A 21148-nucleotide genomic window follows, 5' to 3' on the forward strand; every position below is an offset into this window, starting at 1 on the left:
TTAATCTAAATCTTTATATAAATGAAGCAACATTCTGTTCGTGAAGCATGGTTGGAAGATGCCGTGAGACATCTTGAGCCAGTATTTTCTAAAGCCGGTTATGCTATTCCTCCTGTCAGAGTTTCTTGTGGTTTTCCTGCATCTAGTAGCCCCAGAACGACTTTAGGGCAATGTTGGCCGCGTGAGCGATCTGGTGGAGGAGTCAATGAGATTTTTATTTCTCCTAAGATTGATGATCCAGTTCAACTGCTAGATACCTTGGTGCACGAGCTCTGTCATGCAGTAGATGATTGTTTCAGTGGACATGGAGAAGATTTCAAGGGCATTGCGCAAACCGTTGGCCTTGAGGGTCCTGCCAGAATGGCTCATGCCACTGAAGAACTCACCGTCAAACTCATGATGATTAGCCAGGAGCTCGGTCCGTATCCTCATCAGGCTATCGTTTTTCCACCACCAAGACCTAGCAATGCCAGTCGTAGCAAAGCGAAATGTGGTCAATGTGGTTACGAGGTCACATTATTAAAAAAATGGGCCAGTTATGGTGCGCCTATCTGCCCAAAAGACAATATTCGGATGCTAGAGGATGCTCCTGAAACAATTGAAAATACCAGTGATTACGACAGTGATTCTGTCGGCAAGGGTGGCAAAGCCCCGCCTGATGAGATCCGTCGCGCTATTAGCTAGTGATAGATAAGTGGGTAAAATTAAGGTTTTATGCCAATTATTTGGCCAACAATCATTACTTGAGACTACTAACAAATGAACGCCAAAAAAATATTTAAGAATCCTAAAATTGCAGTAATCCCAGGCGATGGAATTGGTAAAGAGGTTATTCCGGAGGGTGTGCGTGCGCTGGAGGCTGCCAATCGTAAATTTGGTATTGGTATGCAGTTCGATCACTTTGATTTTGCAAGCTGCGATTACTACCTCAAGCACGGCAAGATGATGCCGGATGATTGGTTTGATACCCTAATGAAGTATGACGCTATTTTCTTTGGCGCAGTGGGTATGCCTGATATTTTGCCGGATCATGTGTCATTGTGGGGTAGCTTGATTCAGTTCCGTCGCGGATTTGATCAATATGTCAATTTACGTCCAGTACGTCTATTGCCCGGAGTACCTTGCCCGCTTGCAAATCGTAAACCAGGTGATATTGATTTCTTCGTAGTACGTGAGAACACGGAGGGAGAGTATTCCAGCGTTGGTGGAAAAATGTTTCCAGATACTGACCGCGAGTTTGTGATTCAAGAATCGGTCTTTACAAGACAGGGCGTTGATCGTATTTTGCAATATGCCTATGATTTAGCCCAGAGTCGTCCTAAGAAACACCTCACTTCAGCTACTAAATCAAATGGTATTGCGATTACGATGCCTTATTGGGATGAGCGCGTAGAGTCGATGTCTAAAAAGTTTTCTGATGTAAGAACGGATAAGTACCATATCGATATCTTGGCAGCGCACTTCGTAATGAATCCTGATCGTTTTGATGTAGTTGTTGCTAGTAATTTATTCGGAGACATCTTGTCAGATTTAGGCCCTGCGTGTACTGGCACTATTGCGGTAGCTCCATCGGGAAGTATTAATCCAGAAGGCAAGTTTCCGTCACTATTTGAGCCGGTACATGGTTCAGCCCCCGATATTTACGGGAAGATGATTGCCAATCCCATTGGGCAAATTTGGAGCGGTGCAATGATGCTCGATCACCTGGGATATCCAGAGGCGGGTAAGGCGATTTTTAACGCCATCGAAAAAGTCTTATCAGCAGGCCCAGGCCATGCACCATTAACCCCTGATCTTGGGGGTACTGCTAAAACGGATGATCTTGGTAAAGCGATTGCTGCAGCAATTTAATTGCTTGATGAATTAAGCCATGGCTCAGCCCTACGCGCCATTACTACAGCAAATGATGCTGGAGTTTCAAAGCCAGCGGCTTGAGTCTGCAGAGAGAATAGCGCGCTCAATATTGCGCATTAATTCTAAAGATATCGTAGCTCTTCAAGTTCAAGGCCTATGCATGGCAATGCAAGGGCGAGTAGCAGAGTCTGTAGAGCCCTTTACTAGAGCTTCAGCATTAGACCCTAAAAATCCTGAGCTACTTACCAATCTAGCGAAGGCCCAGCATCAATCTGAACTCTATGATGCATCAACTAAAACATTTGAAAAGCTTAATCAAGTTACACCCAATAGACCACAGGTACTAACTGATCTGGGTACTGGGTATAGTAAACAGAGGCAATATGAAAAGGCGGCAGTTGCTTTTGACAAAGCAATTCAGTTGGACCCAAACTATTTTCTAGCATGGTCCAATCGAGGTAACCTATATGCAGACCAAGGCTACCCTGCTGAAGCGATTGAATGCTTTGAGAAAGCCCTTCAATTAAATTCAGGTTATGCTGAAGCTTGGTCTAACTATGGCAATGCTTTATTTGATTTGGGTAATTTTGAGGAGGCCTGTAAGGCACATGATCAATCTTTAGCATGTGATCCCAATTATGCGGAGGCTTGGTTTAATAAGGCAAACTCCCTAACTGAGATGAAGCAGGGAGAGTTGGCCCTAGAGAATTACTCTAAAGCCTACGAACTAAAGCCTAAGATTCCATTCTTGATTGGACAATTGATCAATTCACTGGCTACCCATTGCAGTTGGGAGAAAAATGGTGCGCTGATTACAGACGCGCTCAAGGCAGTATCTGAAAATAAATCTGTCGTTCCTCCATTTATATTGCTTCAAACACCAGCGTCTCCTCAGCTACAGAAACAAGCTGCCCAAATTTATATTCGCGAGCGTATTTCGTATATAAATCCTGCTAGCCAACCAGTAAAACCCCGAGCTGCTGGAAAAAAAATCAGGATAGGTTATTTTTCAACTGATTTCAAAGAGCATCCTGTTGGAATATTGATAGAGAATTTAATCAAACTCCATGATCGCTCAAGTTTTAAAATTTACGGATATTTTCTAAATAACAAATTAGGAGATGCTTTAGAAAATAGGCTTAAGCAATCTTTTGATAAGTCTATTGATTTGTTTGGCATTCATGATGTTGATGCTCATCAATTGATTGCTGAGCATGATCTTGATATTGCTGTCGATCTTAATGGTCACACGGCAGGAGCTAAAACTAGCTTGTTCGCAAGAAAAATTGCCCCAGTTCAAGTTAACTACCTTGGTTTTGCTGGAACGTCAGGGGCTAATTTTTATGACTATTTAATAGCTGACAAAGTAGCAATTCCACCGACCATTCAAGACTGTTTTACCGAAAAGCTTGCCTACATGCCACATTCTTTTTTCCCTGTGGATACTTTAGTCTCGCTCGAGGAATTTGGATCCCTTCCTACAAGGGAAAGTCAGGGGCTACCATCGGAAGGTTTTATATTCTCTAGTTTTAACAATTCTTATAAGATCACCCCGCAAGTTTTTGAGTTGTGGATGAAGTTACTTAAACAAGTCACAAGTAGCGTATTGTGGTTATCAACGCCATCGGAATTAGCTATTAAAAATTTACGTGAAAGTGCTGCAAAGTTAGATATTGATCCTGCGAGATTGATATTCGCGCATCGTGTTCCAGCAAGGAAGGATCATTTAAGTAGACTGCGCTTAGCTGATCTATTTTTAGATACACCGTTTTTTAATGCCCATAGCACTGCTGCCGATGCTTTATGGGCTGGTGTGCCTGTCTTAACGCAGCTAGGTCAGACCTTTGCAGGCAGAATAGCAGCTAGTCAGCTGTCTGCATTAGGTATGCCTGAATTGATTGTGAATACCCCAGAAGAGTATTATGCAAAAGCTCTAGAGCTTGCTACTCAACCGCAACTAATAAAAGATTTACGCATGAAACATGAGGCTAATCGCTTAACAGCCCCTTTGTTTAATACCAAAGAATATGTGAGAGATTTAGAAAAACTTTACACGGACTTTCTTGAGCAGAAGTCTTAGTTGCTAACATTCATAGCACTCCAAACGGGGTCTTTTTTGCTTGATTTAGCGATCTCAGCCAAAATCTTTTCATGCTGTTCCAAGTCTTCACTATTAGCTAGCATTAATTTTAAGCTTGTTGGCAGTGCTTTTGTATGGCCGGTTGAGTCAGCGCCTACTGTGTAATCGATTAAGTCAATGGAGAGGTCTTCCTGACCTCGAGTCATTGCGATATAGACTTCAGCTAACAGCTGAGCATCTAATAACGCTCCATGCAGAGTACGATGTTCGTTACTGATTGAGAAGCGATCACATAAGGCATCTAGAGAGTTTCGTTTACCCGGAAACATTTGCCGTGCATCTAGCAAAGTATCAATAATCTTAGAGGCTAGGCCACGAAATGGTGGTCTCTTGAGAAGTGCAAATTCATTGTCCAGAAATCCCAAGTCAAAGGCTGCGTTATGAATCACAATCTCAGCACCATCTACAAATTCAATCAACTGTTCAACAATACTGCCAAATAATGGCTTGTCAGATAGAAATTCCCTAGAGAGGCCGTGAACGGCAAAAGCTCCCGCATCAATATCTCGCTCAGGGTTGACGTAATAATGGAAGGTGCGATCCGTCAAGCGACGGTCGATAACTTCAACGCAGCCAATTTCAATAATGCGATCACCAGTTGCTGGATTTAAACCAGTAGTTTCAGTGTCTAAAATCACTTGACGCATTAGGTTCCCTCAAGAACGGATGGTGGAATTTCCATGGGACCATTACCTGCATATTTATCTAGATAGAGATAAATCACGGGTGTAATGATCAGAGTTACAAACTGAGAGAAGATGAGCCCACCTGCCACGCTAATGCCTAAGGGTTGTCGTAACTCTGCACCTGCACCAATACCAAATGCAATAGGTAGAGCACCCATCAACGCAGCAAAAGTTGTCATCATGATTGGGCGGAAACGCAAGATACAGGCTTCACGGATTGCTTTCTCAGGCGTCATGCCTTGGTTACGTTGGGCATCTAGAGCAAAGTCAATCATCAAAATCGCATTCTTTTTAACAATACCAATTAAGAGCAAAATACCAATCGAGGCAACGATGGTTAATTCAAAACCGAATAAGCGCAATGAAACAATTGCACCAATTGCGGCTGAAGGTAGGCCTGCCAAAATAGTCAGTGGGTGAATATAGCTCTCATAGAGAACACCCAGAAGAATATAGATCACACCTAAAGCAGCAAAGATTAATATCAACTGGCCAGATTGATTGCTCTTAAAGACCGCGGCATCACCGCCGTAGCTCGTGATGATGGAGGGTGGTAGGTCAATTTGCTTGGTGTATTCCTCTATCTTCTTGGTGGCGTCACCCAGAAAGATATCTGGAGCTAAATTAAATGACAATGTTACCGCTGGAATTTGCCCCTGATGGTTTACCGCAGTTGGACCAATGGTGCGCGTGAAGCTTGCTAAGCTAGATAGAGGGATTAATTTATCTGTTGCGCGACCACGTACAAAAATCTTATTTAGATCAGTCTCAAACTGACGATCATCCTCAGAAGCCTCAAGAATGACGTAGTAAGTATTTACAGGGGTATAAATGGTTGAAACTTGCTTCTCGCCATAGGAAGAGTAAAGCGCAGTTCGAATATCAGAAATGGAAACGCCAGCGCTAGCTGCCTTCTCGCGATTGATATCAATTTTGACATTCAGGCCCTTGAGTTGTGAATCCGAAGTCACATCCCGGAACGTGGGATCAGCACGCATTTTTTGCATGAGCTTGTCTGCCCACTCGTTAACGCCTTCAAAACCAACGCTTTGCAAAATGAATTGATAGCGAGATTTACTATTTTTACCGCCAAGTTGTAAGTTCTGAACAGGACGCATGTAAACCTGTAAACCTGGTAGCTCTCTAAATTTAGCACGTAGACCTTCCATCACCTTAGACATCTTCTGGCGATTGGCCTTGTCTTTTAAAATAATGAAGATACGGCCTGTATTGGTTCCAGAACTAGCGCCACCACCAACAACCGAGATCGAGCTGGCAACGTTAGGGTCGTTATTTACAAGTTCCGCAGCTTTATCCTGCAATTCCAGCATCGCTCTAAAGGATATATCTTCTGAAGCTTCGGTAGTCGCCTGAATTTGACCGATATCTTCCTCGGGGAAGAAGCCCTTTGGGCTATTGATGAACAGCACAACGGTAATGACAAATGTAGAGACTGCACCCCAGAGTACTATTTTGCGATTCTTGAGAGCAAGGTCTAAGTAGTGAATATAAGTTTTGAGCATCCAGTCAAAGAGGCGATCAAACTTTTTATTAATTGCATATTCTTTAGCATGCTGCCCGGGCTTTGGCAAAAAACGACTGCAGAGCATTGGTACAACTGTCAGAGAAACAATAGCCGATACCAAGATTGAAAGGGAAACTACGACAGCAAATTCTCTAAAGAGGAGGCCTATTGGACCAGCCATAAAGAAGAGCGGAATAAAGACCGCAACCAATGAAATCGAAATCGAAATAATAGTGAAGCCGACTTCTTTACTACCTTTAAGGGAGGCTTTGAGTGGATCCATGCCTTCTTCAACATGGCGCATGATATTTTCAAGAACAACGATCGCATCGTCAACTACCAAACCAACTGCCAAAGTAATGCCTAACAAAGAGATGTTATCTAAGCTGTAGCCTAAGAAATACAGTAAGAAAAAAGCACCAATCAACGAAATGGGTAGACTAATAGATGGAATGACAGTGGCTGATACATGTTTTAAGAACAAGAAAATCACTAGTATCACTAATGCCACTGTTAAGGCTAAGGTGTAGTTCACATCATGAATCGCCTCAATAATCGATAAAGAGCGATCATTTAAAAGCTGTAATTTGATGGACTCTGGCATTTGTTTTTGGAGTTCTGGCAGCAATTGCTTGACAGACTTGACGACTTCAACGGTATTTGCGCTGGGTTGACGCAAAATAGCGATTGCAATAGAGCGCTCACCATTGGCAGTTGCTAATGTTTTAACATCTTCGTAACTCTCAGTAACTTCAGCAATATCTTTCAAGTAAACCGGTAAACCATTTTTTTGGCTAATGATGAGGTTGCCAAATTCTTCAGGTCTAACTAATTGAGGATTTGCATAAATCGTAATTGCTTGACGAGGACCGTCCAGAATACCGACTGGACTATTGGCATTTGCTTTATTGATTGCAATTGCTACGTCATCCATTGTTAAGTTGCGATTCGCCAAGGCGTCAGGATGAGCGCGAACACGAACTGCATAGCGCTTTGCGCCGTAGACCAGTACTTGAGCTACACCGCTGATCGTAGAGATATTGGGTGACAGCAAGTTCTCTGCATAGGCATTGAGGTCAGAAAGGTTCACTGATGGAGAGCTCAAGCGAACTACAAGAATTGGCGTATCGGCAGGGTTGACCTTGCGATATGACGGTGGGATCGTCATTTCAATCGGCAATCGTTTCTGTGCTCGCAAGAGTGCGGCTTGGACGTCTACTGCCGCCTTATCAATATCACGATCATTATTAAATTCAAGCGTAATACTGGTGCTACCCAAAAAGTTTGTCGAGCTAATTACAGTAATACCGTCAATGGTAGAAAACTCTTTTTCCAGTGGTAACGCAACAGAAGCAGCCATGTTCTCTGGTGATGCTCCCGGGAGAGAAGCGCTGACAGAAATAATGGGAGAGTTAAAGCTAGGAAGGGCGGCTACTGGAATCTTTAAATAAGCTATTGTGCCAGCAACAACGGTCGCTACAGAAAGCAACACCGTCATTACGGGCCGCCGAATACATAACTCAGATAGCGTCATTTTTTATCTGTTGTGCTTTTTGCAGTTGTAGGGTTTGCGGTAGCAGGGGCATTTTTTTCAGTCTTAGCTTCAGCCTTGGTGTTTGACTTTGCTTCGCGAGTTTTGCCGCCTGGTCGTAAGTTCTGCTTACCCTCTACAACAACTTTATCACCCGCTTGTATGCCGGTGATGACTGAATTACCCAGATATTCGTAAACCACTTTAATGGGGACCATACTGGCCTTGCCATCTTTGTCTAAGGTGAAAACAAACTTGCCGCGGGGATTAATTACTACAGCCTGAGACGGTACTGATAAAGCATCTTTCAAGTCACTAGCAACTAAAGACACACGGGCAAACTGACCCGGAAGCAATGTCATCGCATTGTTTTGAATTTGTGCTTTCACGCGGACCGCTGCAATAGAAGGATCCACTTGGTTATCTATAACAAGTACCGTACCTTCATAAGCTTTCTTACTAGAATCTCCTACGGTCACTTGGACTTTCAGCGGCTCACCGTCAAGTTGATTTTCAAGCAGGGTTGGTATGTCTTTTTCCGGGATAACAAACTGAACATTGATTGGGTTAAGTTGAGTAATGGTCACCATCGAACCAACGCTTGAAGTGGCGGTTGAGCTGGTAGCAGTGGTAACCACGTTACTTGCTTGTACCAAGGATCCTGGGAATACATTCACAATACCAGCACGACCATCAATTGGTGAGCGAATGTAATCAAAAGAGAGTTGAACTTCTGCTGCTTTGGCAGCGGCCTGTGCAGACTTAGCATTGGCTAGGGAAGTTTCTAGCCCTGCTTTGGAAATAAAGTTTTTCTCAACTAACTCTTTAGCACGTAAATATTGCTTTTGAGCATCGTCAGCCAATGCTTTAAGCTTTTCGTAGTTAGCTTTATCGTTCCGATCATCGAGGGTAAATAGGAGGTCGCCAGCCTTCACCTCTTGACCATCTTTAATGTTGATTTTTGCAACAGTATTGGTAACCATTGGTCGAATATCAACAATACTGTTCGATACGATAGTGCCGGTAGCCTCAATGATGAGTGGCACATCTTTTTTCTCAACAACAATCGTGGTTACGGTAACCGGCCCACCGGCTTTATCTGCAGGTGGAAAGAAATAATCATACGCTTTAGATCCTGCGTACAAAATGATGATGACTATTAGGATCCGCCATTTGTATCGAATCGCAAAGGATTTGACAGTAGCAAAATCGAGCAGCTTTAACTTATCAGTAATGGGCGATAGTTTTTGCCAAAGTGCACACATACGGGCTTTGCCAACATTTTTAAGCTGGCCTAACTTGGCGACTAACTGATCGAGAGAAGATTCTATTTTTGACACAGTCTCGTTTTTCTAAGTTTTTTGTAGTTTAAATGCGGTTTCTGGCTAAATGATGCCTGCCCATTCTCTCATAAGCGGGCTTTAATCGCGCTGGGCGAGGGCTAATCTAACCTAGGGTAAAAACTCTTCAACACCCTTATTAGCAAGCTGATCAGCCAGCTCGTTTCCGGGATGGCCATTGTGACCCCTGACCCAGTGCCAAGAAATATCGTGGTCAGGGAGCAAGGCGTCCAATTCTTGCCATAAATCAGCGTTTTTGACTGGATCTTTGCTGGCGGTCTTCCATCCACGCTTTTTCCAGCCCTCAAGCCATTCAGTGACCCCTTTTTGGACATATTGGGAATCCGTCCAAAGCTCAACGGAACTTCGTTGTTTCAAGGCGCGAAGGGCAAAGATCACGGCACAGATTTCCATGCGATTGTTGGTGGTGAGTTTTTCACCGCCATGGATCTGCTTCTCATGATTACCTGAACGCAGGACCGCACCCCATCCTCCTGGCCCGGGGTTACCTTTGCAGGCACCATCGGTATAGATGACGATATGAGGAGGGTGATGTGCTGGTTTGGTATGAGGCATATTGCTAATTTAATTGACCTCAGTCTTGTTCAAGGAATCGCATAATTGATTACGTTCGGCAGCAGGGGCTAACTGGTTGATTGCTGGAAGGCGAACAGATGCCACTTGACCTATTAGCCTCATGCCTTTGTGACGCTTGATTGCCGAGACGATGAACACTGCACCAAAGATAGGCCACCAACGGTTGCCCATCGGTTCGAGAAAGTCCATGCGGTTCATGGCAGGTTCGCCGTGCAAAGGAAATTTGTAACACCCGAAGTGACCACGGTCGAGTGAATAATTCAATAGTTGCAGCCAATCTTTAATACGTAAGAGGCCAATAAATTGGCCATCCCGCGGTAGATAAGGATTGCCAACCAGCCTACTGAGATATTGTCTTGCGCCCCATAAGCTGGCAGGATTAAAACCAGAAATGACCAAGCGACCCTCGGGGAGCAATACTCGATCCACTTCACGCAAAATTTGATGGGGATCGGCTGCAAACTCGAGGACGTGAGGCAAAACAATGAGGTCAATACTTTCATTGGCAAAGGGGAGCTCATTCGCGTTACCTTCTATGACACGCCAACCAAAACGGTGCGCATCTTTTCGACTATCTTGTGAGTTCACCAAGAGGGCATGCAAGGGCATGCGGTTTTCGCTTAGGGCGTTAATTTGGGGTAGGCCAATTTGGACGGCATGGAAGCCAAAAACATCCGCAACAATGTGATCAAAGCACTTTTGCTCCCAGCCGAGCACATACTGCCCAGGAGGCGACTGGAGCCACTTCTCCCATGAACTCCAAGGGGGTGCTGGCATCTGCGAAGGAATAGGTGGGGTTGGTATCATCGGTTTATGGATAAGAATACTTTATTGCAAGTTTGGCCGATCCCGGCCTTTGATGACAACTACATCTGGTGCATCCATGATGGAAAGTCAGCCTTGGTGGTTGATCCGGGCGATTCTGCTCCTGTTCTGGATTACCTCTCAAAGTCTGAGCTGACGCTAAAAGGCATTCTGATTACCCATCATCATGCGGACCATACTGGTGGCATTCTCAACTTATTGAATGCATTGGGTCCCCAGATACCGGTATATGGCCCTGCCGGTAACGATATTCCTGGGCGAACTCAAGTGGCAAAAGAGGGCGATCAGTTTGAGATCGATTCCCCGCGTATTAGTCTAAAAGTTTATGAGGTGCCAGGCCATACCCTAAGTCACATCGCTTATTTTGCGGATATGCAATCTAACCTTGTCGAGCCTATGTTGTTTTGTGGCGATACCCTATTTGCTTCTGGGTGCGGACGCTTGTTTGAGGGCACACCAACCCAGATGACAGAGTCTTTAGCCAAGTTTGCTGCACTCCCTATGAATACATTGGTGTACTGTACCCATGAATACACTTTATCCAATATTCGATTTGCACTTGCAGTCGAGCCAAATAATGCGAACTTAATCTCTTGGTCAGAGCGTGCGCAGAAACTTCGTCAACAAGGTTTGCCAACGCTACCGACAACAATTGGACAAGAGCTACAAGTAAATCCGTTTATGCGCAGTGATCAGGCGGTGGTGATTGCGTCTGCCAAAGCGGCTTCTCATCAAGCAGATCTTCCGAGTCCAGCGCATGTGCTAGCAGTGATTCGTGCTTGGAAAGATCGATTCTGATGCGTTTGATCTATGCGGCAATCGCGGTTGCCGTTTTTTTATCAGGCTGTGCCAGCACGGGTGTTTGGTCATCGGATACGCCAGCTAAAGCAGGCTCTAAAGCATCCAAGGCTACTTCCGTTAATCTGAAGAATCAGTCTGTTAGTAAGGTGTATGCACCTTCTGATAATTTATGGATACGGATTCGGGATGGCTTTCAAATGGAGCCGATGAATACCCCATTAGAGATTGAGCAAGTTCGCTGGTTAAGTGCTCGACCTGATTATGTCAACCGCTCTATGACACGTTCATCGCGTTACCTTTTTTATATTGTGCAAGAAGTCAATGCGCGCAATATGCCAACCGAAATAGCCTTGCTTCCCTTTGTGGAGAGTGCATTTGTTACCCATGCTAAATCGAGTGCAAAAGCGGTAGGCCTGTGGCAATTTATGCCAGCAACTGGAAAAGATTTTCAATTAACGCAAAACGTCTTTCGCGATGAGCGTAGAGACGTTTTGCAATCCACCGATGCTGCTTTGGATTATTTACAGCGTCTCTATAATCAATTTGGTAGTTGGGAGTTGGCTCTCGCAGCTTATAACTGGGGTGCCGGCAATGTTGCTAAAGCCCAAAAACGCAATCTCGCTGCAGGCCTATCAACGGATTATGCGAGTTTGAACATGCCTCGCGAAACCCGCATGTATGTTCCTAAATTGATGGCCTATCGACAGATTGTTTTAGATCCATCAGCTTATGGCATCGTCTTGCCAGAATTAGAAAACCACCCTTACTTTGTTGCGCTAGATGTTGGTAATGATATTGATGTTGCCTTGGCGATTAAGTTGGCAGAAATTCCAGAAGATGAATTTCATAGTTTGAATCCCTCATTTAATAAGCCTGTAATTCTGAGTAATGCTAACCAACAAATCTTATTGCCGTTCGGCCATGCAGAAATCTTTCAAGAAAATCTCAAGAAGTACACGAAACCCCTGTCTTCTTGGACCGCAGTGAGGATTAGTAAAACTGAAAGCGTTGATCAAGCTGCCAAAACATTGGGCGTCAGTCCAGAGGCGCTAAGACAAGTGAATGCCATTCCGAGTGGTATGCGTATCAAGGCGGGATCTACCGTGATCATTCCTAAGGTTGGTAATCGTTCAGGAGATGTTTCTTCGGCGATGGCAGACAATGCCAGCCTGAGTCTAGTTAAGCCACCGCCACCCACACCGAATTGCCCTAAACCCGCTAAAGGGGTGAAGAATGTTAAAGCAGTGAAATGCGCCCCAGTTAAACCAAACAAAGGCGTTGAAACGGTTGCTAAGGCTAAATCTCCGCAAAAAAATGCTGCATCTCAGCATAAATCCGCATCGACAGGACTTGCAAAATCTGCGAAAAATGTTAGTTCAGCGTCCTCAAGCGGTAACCCTAGTGCCAAGGGGGCGAGTAAAAACCCGTAATTTCAGAAACTTTTAGATTAGGTTGACCATGTCTTATAAAGCACATCACGAACGCTCGATCAAAGACCCAGACGGATTTTGGGCTGAGCAGGCTAATTTGATTCATTGGGAAAAGCCCTTCGATCAGGTTCTGAACTACGACAACCCCCCATTTGCAAAATGGTTTGAAGGTGGCCTAACGAATCTTTGCTACAACGCTGTGGATCGTCACTACCAAGTCAACCCAAATCAAATTGCATTAGTAGCGGTTTCTACAGAAACCGATCAAGAGAAGGCGTACACATTTAAAGAGCTCTACGAAGAAGTGAATCGTATGGCTGCTATTTATAAAGCCAATGGCATTAAAAAAGGTGATCGTGTATTGATTTATATGCCGATGATTGCCCAAGCCTGCTTCGCAATGTTGGCTTGTGCCCGTATCGGGGCTATTCACTCAGTAGTATTCGGTGGCTTTGCTTCCCATAGCCTTGCTTCCCGCATTGATGATGCAAAACCAAAAATGGTGGTGACTTCTGAAGCAGGTATGCGAGGTGGTAAAGCGGTGCCATATAAGCCACTATTGGATGAGGCAATTACTCTCGCCAGCTACAAACCAGAAAAAGTATTGATCGTAAATCGTGGACTGTCTGAGTTCACTACTGTGGCTGGAAGAGACTTGGACTATGCGTCTGAGCGCCAACAACACCTCAACGATATTGTTCCGATTGAATGGGTAGATGCAACGCATCCTTCCTACATTCTCTATACCTCAGGAACGACCGGTAAACCTAAGGGTGTTCAACGTGACACCGGTGGTTACGCAGTGGCATTGATGTCCACCATGAACCATATTTTCTGTGGCAAAGCTGGTGAAACGATGTTCACCACCTCAGACATTGGTTGGGTAGTTGGGCATAGCTACATCATTTATGGCCCATTGCTCAATGGCATGGCAACGATCATGTATGAAGGCACGCCATTACGTCCCGATGCTGGCATTTGGTGGGAGTTGGTTGCCAGATACAAAGTATCCGTGATGTTCTCTGCACCTACTGCGGTGCGTGTTCTCAAAAAACAAGATTCTGCATTCTTAACCAAGCATGATCTTTCCACATTACGTGCTTTATTCTTGGCTGGTGAGCCACTCGATGAACCAACAGCAAGTTGGATTCATGATGCGATTAAAAAACCAATTGTCGATAATTACTGGCAGACTGAAACTGGTTGGCCAATGTTGGCGATTCAACGTGGCGTAGAAGTGATGCCCCATAAGTTCGGTTCACCAGGCGTGCCATCCTTCGGTTACAACATGAAACTTCTAGATGATGCTAGCTCCGCCGAGTTAGGCCCTGATCAAAAGGGTGTCATCGCGATTGAAGGTCCGCTACCTCCAGGTTGTATGCAAACTGTTTGGGGCGATGACAAGCGTTTCGTGAGCACCTATTGGGAAACGATTCCTGGGAAGTTAATTTATTCCACCTTCGACTGGGGTATTAAAGATAAAGATGGTTACTTCTTTATCTTGGGTCGTACTGATGATGTGATTAACGTTGCTGGCCACCGCCTTGGTACACGGGAAATTGAAGAAAGCATCTCTAGTCATCCCAATATTTCTGAAGTTGCGGTGGTTGGTATTGAAGACAAGCTAAAAGGTCAGGCAGCCATTGCCTTTGTTATTCCTAAAGATTCATCCAAAGCGGACAATTTAGAAAAAGAGTGCATGAAGACAGTAGATAGCCAGTTAGGAGCGATTGCTCGTCCCGGCCGTGTTTATGTCGTGACCGCATTACCGAAAACCCGTTCTGGCAAGATCGTGCGCCGCGCATTGCAAGCGGTTGCTGAAGGGCGCGATCCAGGTGATATCAGCACTATGGAAGACCAGACAGTGTTAGCTCAGATCAAGACCATTATTGAGCAAGGTGCAGCTGCTTAAACTCCAGCAGCAAAAAACACTTTTTTGCATCACCCCAGATTTCGAATTTGGGGAGGAGCCACCTCTAAAGCCCATTAGGCTGGGGATTCAAGGGTTTATGGACCAAAACTGGTATGATTGCAAGGTTCGAAACTTATTAAATACCCTAGCGCTTAAAGACACTCACCTCCCGCATAAACAAGCCTCGGGTTAGTCTTTTTAGGGGTTTTGAGCGTCGGATGGAGCAGGGACTGGAGATGGTTTGTCACCCTTGCTTCCTTCTTTTCCTCCTGCCGTGTTGGCTCTAGCCGATGGCACCATATTCCCCGGTTTTAGTATTGGCGCTCCTGGCGAAACTACCGGTGAAGTTGTTTTCAATACCGCCTTAACGGGTTATCAAGAGATCATTACCGATCCAAGTTATTCACGCCAAATCGTGACCTTGACCTACCCTCATATTGGGAATGTCGGCGTAAATCCACAAGATGCTGAATCAGATCAAATTCATGCTGCTGGTCTCGTGATTAAAGATCTACCAAAACGGGTTTCTAATTTCCGCTCTGAGGGGAGTTTAGATAGCTACCTCACTAAAGCCGGAGTTGTTGGGATCTCTGGAATCGATACCCGTAAACTCACCCGTATCTTGCGTGATCAAGGCGCCCAATCTGGCGCTATTGTGGCGGGTAAGTTGGGCGAGGATTACGAGGTCTTGTCTAAAAAGGCGCTTGAGCTAGCTAAAGCCTTTACTGGAATGTCTGGACTGGACTTAGCCAAAGTAGTGACAACTCCCAAAGCGTATGAATGGCGTGAAGCTGAGTGGGAATTACATGGTCCCGATGACAAACCAGTTTATAGAACTCTAGATAAAACCAAACCCACCAAAAAAGTGGTTGCTTATGACTTTGGCGTGAAGCGCAATATTTTGCGCATGCTCACTGAACGTGGATGCGAGTTGACAGTGGTACCTGCACAAACCTCTGCTGCTGAAGTTTTAGCAATGAATCCCGACGGCGTATTTTTCTCAAACGGTCCTGGAGATCCTGGTCCTTGTGATTACGCAATCGCTGCTGCAAAAGAAATCATTGAAAAAGGCGTACCCACTTTTGGTATCTGCTTAGGCCATCAAATTATGGGCTTGGCAGCAGGCGCTAAAACCCTGAAGATGAAGTTTGGTCACCATGGTGCAAATCATCCAGTGAAAGATTTGGATACTGGCCGTGTTGCTATTACTTCTCAAAATCATGGCTTTGCTGTGGATGCCAATACCTTGCCAGATAACATTCGCGTGACGCATGTTTCCTTATTTGATGGATCGTTGCAAGGCTTGGCTTGGAAGGATAAGCCAGCGCTTTGTTTCCAGGGCCACCCTGAAGCATCACCTGGACCGCATGACATCGCCTATTTATTTGATCGATTTGTGGAGCTTATGAATGCTGCCAGCAAGAAGGAGGGCAAATAATGCCTAAGCGTAGCGACATTCAGAGCATCTTGATTATTGGCGCTGGTCCGATTGTGATCGGACAGGCGTGTGAGTTTGACTACTCCGGTGCACAAGCTTGTAAAGCACTACGAGATGAGGGTTACAAAGTCATTCTAGTAAACAGTAATCCTGCAACTATCATGACCGACCCTGAGATGGCTGATGTAACTTATATTGAGCCAATCTCTTGGGAGGTAGTAGAGCGCATCATAGCAACCGAAAAACCAGATGCCATCTTGCCAACTATGGGCGGTCAAACTGCTTTGAACTGCGCATTAGATTTGCATCGCTATGGCGTATTAAAAAAATATGGCTGTGAATTAATTGGTGCTTCACCAGAAGCTATTGATAAAGCAGAAGATCGTCAGAAATTTAAAGATGCAATGACCAAGATTGGTCTTGGCTCTGCAAAATCTGGTATCGCTCACTCCATGGATGAAGCATTAGATGTCCAGCAGCGGATTCAACAGGAAACTGGCAGTTCTGGTTTCCCAGTAGTAATACGTCCTTCCTTCACCATGGGTGGATCGGGTGGCGGGATTGCTTATAACCGTGAAGAGTTCGAAGAGATTTGCAAACGTGGTCTTGATTTATCCCCAACTCGTGAACTCTTAATTGAAGAGTCGTTGCTTGGTTGGAAAGAATTTGAGATGGAAGTGGTGCGTGACCGTAACGACAACTGCATCATTGTTTGCTCAATTGAAAACTTAGATCCAATGGGTGTCCACACGGGTGACTCCATTACTATTGCGCCCGCCCAAACATTGACCGATAAAGAATATCAAATTATGCGCAATGCATCGATTGCGGTTCTCCGTGAAATCGGTGTGGATACTGGTGGCTCAAACGTTCAGTTCTCTATCAATCCAGTGGATGGTCGCATGATTGTGATTGAGATGAACCCTCGAGTTTCCCGCTCATCAGCTTTGGCATCCAAAGCCACTGGCTTCCCGATTGCCAAGATCGCAGCCAAATTAGCAGTGGGTTACACACTGGATGAACTGAATAACGACATCACTGGTGGCGCTACTCCAGCATCATTCGAGCCATCGATTGACTACGTAGTCACCAAGATTCCCCGTTTTGCGTTTGAAAAATTCCCACAGGCCGATTCCCGTTTGACAACCCAAATGAAGTCGGTTGGAGAAGTAATGGCTATTGGCCGCACTTTCCAAGAGTCTTTTCAAAAAGCCTTACGTGGCTTAGAGGTTGGTGTGGATGGTTTAGACGAGTTCTCGACAGATCTGGATGACATCATCAATGAAATCAATGAGCCCGGACCTGACCGTATTTGGTACCTTGCTGATGCCTTCCGCATGGGCATGGGTTTAGATGAAATCTATAACGAAACCAAAGTAGACCCTTGGTTCTTAGAACAAATTGAAGAACTCATTACGATTGAGACTGAACTGAAGCTACGCAAGATTGATAGTCTCTCAGCTGCAGAACTGCGTTTTGTAAAGCAAAAAGGCTTCTCTGATCGTCGCTTGGCAAAGTTACTGGGAGTTGACGCATCTTCCGTGCGTGCTGCACGTCATCGCTTAAAAGTAGTACCAGTCTATAAGCGGGTAGATACCTGTGCCGCTGAGTTCTCGACCAATACAGCCTATATGTATTCGACATATGAGGCTGAGCATGGTGAATGCGAATCTCGTCCCACAAGTAAAGAGAAAATTATGGTCTTGGGCGGCGGCCCTAACCGTATTGGTCAAGGTATCGAATTTGACTATTGCTGTGTGCACGCTGCCTTAGCGATGCGGGATGATGGTTATGAAACCATTATGGTCAACTGCAATCCAGAAACTGTTTCTACTGACTACGATACTTCGGACCGCTTGTATTTTGAGCCCCTCACGCTTGAAGACGTATTAGAAATTGTTGCGAAAGAAAAACCCAAAGGGGTAATTGTCCAATACGGTGGCCAAACGCCTCTGAAACTCGCTTTAGACCTAGAGCGCAATGGTGTACCGATTATTGGTACATCGCCCGACATGATTGATGCAGCGGAAGATCGCGAGCGCTTCCAAAAACTCTTGCAAGACCTAGGTTTGCGTCAACCGCCTAACCGGACTGCACGGGCTGAAGAAGAGGCATTGAAACTTGCCGAAGAAATCGGCTATCCCTTGGTAGTGCGTCCCTCCTATGTATTAGGCGGTCGCGCCATGGAAATCGTTCACGATGGTCGTGATCTTGAGCGATACATGCGTGAAGCAGTCAAAGTCTCTCATGACTCTCCAGTTTTACTTGATCGCTTCCTCAATGATGCAATAGAGTGCGATGTGGATTGCATTAGCGACGGTCAGAAGGTTTTTATTGGTGGCGTGATGGAGCACATTGAGCAGGCCGGTGTTCACTCAGGTGACTCAGCATGTTCATTACCTCCTTACTCACTCTCCGATGAAACAGTTCAAGAGATCAAGCGTCAAACTGCAGCGATGGCTAAAGGTCTCAATGTTATTGGTCTCATGAATGTTCAGTTTGCGATTCAGAATGTAGATGGTAAAGATGTGATTTACGTTTTGGAAGTTAACCCACGGGCATCTCGCACCGTACCGTTTGTCTCTAAGGCAACGGGTTTACAACTAGCGAAGATTGCTGCTCGTTGCATGGTGGGCCAATCTTTGGAGCAGCAAGGTATCAAGTCTGAAGTAAAGCCTCCATACTTCTCTGTCAAAGAGGCAGTATTTCCATTTAATAAGTTCCCCGGCATTGATCCTATTCTGGGACCGGAAATGCGCTCTACTGGTGAAGTGATGGGTGTGGGTAAAACCTTTGGTGAAGCGCTCTTCAAATCGCAATTGGGTGCTGGCATTAAATTGCCGAAGAGCGGTACTGTGCTCCTGACAGTGAAAGATAGTGATAAGCCCAAGACAGTTGAGGTGGCTAAGTTATTGCACCAGCTCGGTTTCCCAATGGTGGCTACCAAAGGAACGGCTGCTGCTATTGAGGCTGCTGGGTTGCCGGTGCGCGTCGTGAATAAAGTCAAAGACGGCCGTCCTCATATTGTAGATTTCATTAAAAATGGTGATATCTCCTTGGTGTTCACGACGGTGGATGAGACCCGGACTGCCATTGCTGACTCTAGGTCTATTCGAACTAGTGCTCAAGCAAATGGCGTGACCTACTACACCACCATTAGTGCAGCTCGTGCAGTCATGGATGGATTGCTGGCATCCCAAAATGGCAGCAAAGAGTCACTCGAGGTGTATTCATTACAAAACTTACATCGGACGCTCATTTAATCTAAAATCCAATCTATAGGCGCGTTTTGCGCCTGTTTTTAAGTTAGGTTAGTAGCATGAGCACAATTCCCATTACCAAGCGTGGTGCAGAACTCCTGAAAGAGGAGTTGCACCGCCTCAAGCATGTCGAACGTCCAGCAGTGATTAATGCCATTTCTGAAGCGCGCGCTCAAGGTGATCTTTCAGAAAATGCTGAGTACGATGCCGCTAAAGAAAAGCAAGGTTTTATTGAGGGTCGCATTCAAGAACTAGAGGGCAAACTCTCTGCTGCTCAAATTATCGATCCTGCAACATTAGATGTTTCTGGCCGTGTCGTTTTTGGTGCCACAGTTGATCTTGAGGATCTCGAAGACGGCACAAAGTTCACTTATCAAATCGTAGGTGATGATGAAGCAGATATTGCATCAAACAAAATCTCTATTAGCTCTCCGATTGCCCGTGCCTTAATCAGCAAAGAAGAGGGTGATGTGGTTGCTGTGCAAGCTCCTGGCGGCAATCGAGAAGTCGAGATCTTGTCAGTCCGCTATATCTAATTAATATCATGAGCGCTGCTCACTATTTTGGAGCGCAAAGACTCTTTACGCTAATAGCATCATTTTGGGTAGGTAGCCTTCTAACCGTTGGCTATTTAGTGGCACCAGCTATCTTTAGTGCTTTGACAGATCGTCAAGTTGCCGGAATGGTAGCGGGAGCCATTTTTAGAATTGAAGCGTACTTGAGCATTACCATTTCCATTGCATTATTGGTACTGGCCAATCTCTTGGTTAGACGTGGCCTGAATGCTTATCGCTTGGCTCGTTGGCTTTTGTTAGCAATGTTGCTGTGTTCTTTGCTGGGTGTGCTGGTCTTGATGCCTTGGATGAATACTCTTCGCGATCAAGCTTTAATGCAAGGTATGCCGGTAATGCTTTCGCCCTCCGCCGAACTCTTTGGCAAACTCCATGGAGCCTCTAGTGCGTTGTACTTAATACAGAGCGCGCTTGGCATCTATTTAGTCTGGCGCTTAATCGGTTCATATACCAAGCAGTATTAGATTGCTAATAAAAAACGCCGACTAGCGACGCTCTTTAAGAAAAAATTAAGCTCTAGGAGCCAAGAGATTTTTTCTTATTGCTACTCATGCGAACCTTGCGTCTCTTAATCGGGGCAGGTGCTGCAGCTGCCTTGCGATAGCCAGGTGAGGACCAGCCAATCTTAGACTCAGCAGCTTCTGAGCGAAGAACGCGCTTCTTAGGTGTTGAGGATTTGACGGCCGCCGCACGTTCAAATGGCGATTTATTGGACGCTGAACGACGGTCTGATCTTTCAGAGCTGCTGGTGCGAACACCCGATTTTGCTGGTGCACGATTAGGCTGACGTTTGGTGCGGGGTGCTTGCAAAGTTTTTTTAGTTTGTTTGCTGGAGCGACCTAAATTGGCATAAGCCTCATCAACGATATCTTTTGGTTTCCAAAGCACCAGTAATTTGCCAATGTGCTGCACTGGTGCGGCATCTAATTGCTCGCATAGCTCTTCATAGATTGCGATGCGAGCTTTACGATCATCACCAAATACGCGGACCTTAATTAAGCCATGATGATTGATGGCTAACTTTGCTTCCTTAATGACTGCTGGAGTGAGGCCGTCCCCGCCAATCATCACCACAGGACTTAAATCGTGTGCATCAGCTTTGAGGGATTTACGTTGGGCAGGGGTAATAGTCAGTGCTGTCATGGACTTGATGATAGAGCATTGATTGGTAAAAGCGCCTATTTAGACTGGATTTGCTTGGTTTTCAGTCGATTCCTTTTGCTTTAGGGGGCAGAAA

Annotated in this window: 16 protein-coding genes; 10 read left to right on the forward strand and 6 right to left on the reverse strand. The window is 45.3% G+C overall.

Going from position 1 to position 21148, the window contains the following annotated elements; all coding sequences use genetic code 11:
• Positions 1-21: 21 nt before the first annotated feature.
• The 3 genes from VC178_RS05075 to VC178_RS05085 all read left to right on the forward strand — a co-directional run bounded on the left by VC178_RS05075 (position 22) and on the right by VC178_RS05085 (position 3934).
• A complete protein-coding gene (locus VC178_RS05075) occupies positions 22-684 on the forward strand; it encodes a SprT family zinc-dependent metalloprotease (protein WP_323481789.1) in 663 nt (220 codons plus the stop codon).
• Positions 685-759: 75 nt separating this feature from the next.
• On the forward strand, positions 760-1851 hold the full coding sequence (locus tag VC178_RS05080; RefSeq protein WP_323481790.1) for a tartrate dehydrogenase: 1092 nt from the start codon (positions 760-762) through the stop codon (positions 1849-1851).
• Positions 1852-1870: 19 nt separating this feature from the next.
• On the forward strand, positions 1871-3934 hold the full coding sequence (locus VC178_RS05085) for a tetratricopeptide repeat protein (protein ID WP_323481791.1): 2064 nt from the start codon (positions 1871-1873) through the stop codon (positions 3932-3934).
• Here VC178_RS05085 and dnaQ read toward each other — a convergent pair.
• The 5 genes from dnaQ to VC178_RS05110 all read right to left on the reverse strand — a co-directional run bounded on the left by dnaQ (position 3931) and on the right by VC178_RS05110 (position 10480).
• The gene (gene dnaQ, locus VC178_RS05090; protein ID WP_323481792.1) at positions 3931-4641 is read right to left on the reverse strand and encodes a DNA polymerase III subunit epsilon; all 711 of its coding nucleotides are present in this window, start codon (positions 4639-4641) and stop codon (positions 3931-3933) included. The two genes, VC178_RS05085 and dnaQ, sit on opposite strands and share 4 nt — an antisense overlap.
• Complete coding sequence (locus tag VC178_RS05095) at positions 4641-7739, reverse strand: efflux RND transporter permease subunit (protein WP_323481793.1); 3099 nt, start codon at positions 7737-7739, stop codon at positions 4641-4643. Before VC178_RS05095 ends, dnaQ begins: the two co-directional genes overlap by 1 nt.
• Positions 7736-9076, reverse strand: coding sequence for an efflux RND transporter periplasmic adaptor subunit (locus tag VC178_RS05100; RefSeq protein ID WP_323481794.1), 1341 nt, complete (start codon positions 9074-9076; stop codon positions 7736-7738). The genes VC178_RS05095 and VC178_RS05100 overlap by 4 nt, the downstream gene beginning before the upstream one ends.
• Before the next feature lie 111 nt (positions 9077-9187).
• Positions 9188-9652 (reverse strand): ribonuclease HI, encoded by a 465-nt coding sequence (gene rnhA / locus VC178_RS05105; protein WP_215320442.1) that lies wholly within the window; start codon positions 9650-9652, stop codon positions 9188-9190.
• Between the two features lie 9 nt (positions 9653-9661).
• Positions 9662-10480: a class I SAM-dependent methyltransferase gene (locus tag VC178_RS05110; RefSeq protein WP_323481795.1), complete on the reverse strand. Its 819-nt coding sequence runs from the start codon at positions 10478-10480 to the stop codon at positions 9662-9664.
• 6 nt (positions 10481-10486) lie between these two features.
• Here VC178_RS05110 and gloB point away from each other — a divergent pair, with 6 nt between their 5' ends.
• The 7 genes from gloB to VC178_RS05145 all read left to right on the forward strand — a co-directional run bounded on the left by gloB (position 10487) and on the right by VC178_RS05145 (position 20375).
• A complete protein-coding gene (gloB, locus tag VC178_RS05115; protein ID WP_323481796.1) occupies positions 10487-11296 on the forward strand; it encodes a hydroxyacylglutathione hydrolase in 810 nt (269 codons plus the stop codon).
• Entirely contained in the window at positions 11296-12729 is a 1434-nt protein-coding gene (locus VC178_RS05120; RefSeq protein WP_323481797.1) for a transglycosylase SLT domain-containing protein, read from the forward strand. Before gloB ends, VC178_RS05120 begins: the two co-directional genes overlap by 1 nt.
• A 28-nt stretch (positions 12730-12757) precedes the next feature.
• Positions 12758-14641, forward strand: a complete 1884-nt coding sequence (locus VC178_RS05125; RefSeq protein WP_323481798.1) for a propionate--CoA ligase — start codon at positions 12758-12760, stop codon at positions 14639-14641.
• A 250-nt stretch (positions 14642-14891) separates the two neighbouring features.
• Positions 14892-16079, forward strand: a complete 1188-nt coding sequence (gene carA, locus VC178_RS05130) for a glutamine-hydrolyzing carbamoyl-phosphate synthase small subunit (protein ID WP_216177991.1) — start codon at positions 14892-14894, stop codon at positions 16077-16079.
• Positions 16079-19342: a carbamoyl-phosphate synthase large subunit gene (carB, locus tag VC178_RS05135; protein WP_323481799.1), complete on the forward strand. Its 3264-nt coding sequence runs from the start codon at positions 16079-16081 to the stop codon at positions 19340-19342. The genes carA and carB overlap by 1 nt, the downstream gene beginning before the upstream one ends.
• A 56-nt stretch (positions 19343-19398) precedes the next feature.
• Positions 19399-19875 carry a transcription elongation factor GreA gene (greA, locus tag VC178_RS05140; protein ID WP_216123576.1) on the forward strand — a complete coding sequence of 159 codons (477 nt, stop codon included), beginning with the start codon at positions 19399-19401 and terminating at the stop codon, positions 19873-19875.
• Positions 19876-19883: 8 nt separating this feature from the next.
• Positions 19884-20375 (forward strand): DUF4149 domain-containing protein, encoded by a 492-nt coding sequence (locus VC178_RS05145; protein WP_323481800.1) that lies wholly within the window; start codon positions 19884-19886, stop codon positions 20373-20375.
• Positions 20376-20427: 52 nt separating this feature from the next.
• Here VC178_RS05145 and VC178_RS11435 read toward each other — a convergent pair whose 3' ends face one another.
• Positions 20428-21054 carry a YhbY family RNA-binding protein gene (locus tag VC178_RS11435; RefSeq protein ID WP_416350537.1) on the reverse strand — a complete coding sequence of 209 codons (627 nt, stop codon included), beginning with the start codon at positions 21052-21054 and terminating at the stop codon, positions 20428-20430.
• Between the last annotated feature and the right edge of the window lie 94 nt (positions 21055-21148).

The organism is Polynucleobacter sp. AP-Sanab-80-C2 (assembly GCF_035012965.1).
GTDB lineage: Bacteria > Pseudomonadota > Gammaproteobacteria > Burkholderiales > Burkholderiaceae > Polynucleobacter.